General features: G+C 61.3%; 2 protein-coding genes. Both read left to right on the top strand.

Annotated features, from left to right (window positions below; translation table 11 throughout):
• The first annotated feature begins 185 nt into the window (after window positions 1-185).
• The gene (gene cysS / locus WCE35_RS13075) at window positions 186-1580 is read left to right on the top strand and encodes a cysteine--tRNA ligase (RefSeq protein ID WP_424593769.1); all 1395 of its coding nucleotides are present in this window, start codon (window positions 186-188) and stop codon (window positions 1578-1580) included.
• A gap of 115 nt (window positions 1581-1695) precedes the next feature.
• On the top strand, window positions 1696-2137 hold a 442-nt coding region (locus WCE35_RS13070), incomplete at its 3' end, for a GNAT family N-acetyltransferase (RefSeq protein WP_424593768.1).

Below are 2137 nucleotides of genomic sequence, written 5' to 3'. Positions count from 1 at the left end.
GATCTGAAACCGCCGCAGGCGGGGTCTTGACGCGGTCCCCCCGGCTGGCCCATGGTGGAACCATGAACGGTTTCCTCGCCATTTGCGGCATTTGCCGCGAGATTATGCGCTAGCGACTAGCTGGCTGAGGCCGTCTTTTCTCAAAAGAGATCACTGGACGCCCGGCCGCAACGGACGGGATTCCCATGCCATTGCGCCTGTACGATACCTTGACCAGGGAGAAGCGGCCGTTTTCGCCGATCGATTCCGACAACGTGCGCATCTATGTCTGCGGGCCGACGGTCTATGACTTCGCCCATATCGGCAATGCGCGCCCGGTCATCGTGTTCGACGTGCTGTTCCGCCTGCTGCGGCATCTCTACGGCGAAAAGCACGTCACCTATGTCCGCAACATCACCGACGTCGACGACAAGATCAACGACCGCGCCGCGCGGGATTTCCCTGGCCTGCCGCTGAACGAGGCGATCCGCAAGGTCACGGAACAGACGGCCGCCCAATTCGCTTCCGACGCAGCGGCCTTGGGCGCGTTGCCGCCAACGTTCGAACCGCGCGCGACCGATTTCGTGCTGCCGCGCGCCGACGGCAAGGCGGATATGGTGACATTGATCAAGCAATTGATCGCGCATGGCCACGCCTATCAAGCCGGCGGCGAGGTTCTGTTCGATACCCAGTCGATGCCGGACTATGGCGCTCTGTCGGGCCGCAAGCTTGACGAACAGCGGCCGGGCGCGCGCATCGCCGTCGATGCCCACAAGAAGAATCCGCTCGATTTCGTGTTGTGGAAGCGGTCGTCGGACGATGAACCGGGCTGGGAAAGTCCGTGGGGCAGGGGACGTCCGGGATGGCACATCGAGTGCTCGGCTATGAGCGCCGCTTTTCTCGGTGACGTCTTCGACATTCACGGCGGCGGCATCGACCTGATTTTTCCGCATCACGAGAACGAAATCGCGCAATCGCGCTGCGCGCACGGCACGTCTGCCATGGCGAACTATTGGATGCACAATGAATTCGTGCAAATCGAAGAAGCGAAGATGTCAAAGTCCCTTGGTAACTTCGTCACGATTCGTGACCTGCTGGCCGATTGGCCGGGCGAAGTGCTGCGCCTCAATATGTTGAAGGCGCATTATCGATCTCCGATGGATTGGACGCTGAAGGGATTGGAGGAAACCGCGAAGACGCTCGACGACTGGTATAGCATCGCCGCTGACGTCAAGGGCGAGCAGCCTTCTGTTGTCGTCATCGAGCCACTTTCGGACGACCTGAATACGCCGCAGATGATCGCCGCATTGCACGGCTTGCGGAACAAAGCGGCTACCGGCAACGACCGCGATCGCAGCGAATTCGCATCCGCCTTGCGGTTTCTAGGATTCCTTTCCGAGAGCGCGGCGGAGTGGAAAGAACGGAAGCAGCAGGCGAGCGGCATCGACGCGAAACGGATCGACGGTCTGATTTCCGAGCGCACCGCCGCGCGCGCGCGAAAAGACTTCAAGGAGTCCGACCGTATCCGCGATCAACTCGCCGCGATGGGCGTCGTCATCAAGGATTCCAAGGAAGGCACCACCTGGGAGATCGCGCGATGACCAAGCCGGATACGCCTTTCCCAAAACACTGGCTGTATTATATCGCGCTGAAAATTCTGCTCCTCGCCGGCGCCGTCGCGTTGGCCCTGAAACTATACGGCATCTGGTAGTCTCAATGGGACAGGCGTTGCCCAAACCCGCGCTGCGGCCGTATCTCGCGGCGGATACGCCTTTGCTGGCGGCGATCTTTGTTGCCGCGATCGAGGAATTGACCGGCGACGATTACAGCGAAGCGCAGCAGCGGGCCTGGGCTGGCGCCGCCGAGGACGAAGAACAATTCGGCAAGCGTCTCGGCGGACAATTGACGCTGGTCGCGACGCTGCAAAATTCTCCCGTCGGTTTTGCCTCGCTGAAGGGCGCGGACCACATCGACCTGCTTTACGTCCACCCCGGCGTCGCCGGGCAGGGCATAGCCACGATGCTGTGCGAGGCGCTGGAAAAGCTCTCGGGCGCTCGCGGCGCGAAAAGCCTCACCGTCGATGCCAGTGACAACGCGGCGGAGTTCTTCCAAAAGCGCGGCTATGTCGGCAGGCAGCGCAATACCGTGATGGTCAACG

It is taken from the genome of Bradyrhizobium sp., assembly GCF_049691595.1.
In the GTDB taxonomy this organism is placed as follows: Bacteria; Pseudomonadota; Alphaproteobacteria; order Rhizobiales; family Xanthobacteraceae; genus Bradyrhizobium.
The sequence above is the reverse complement of the archived record's forward strand: the minus strand, read 5'-3'. Positions and strand labels throughout refer to the sequence as shown.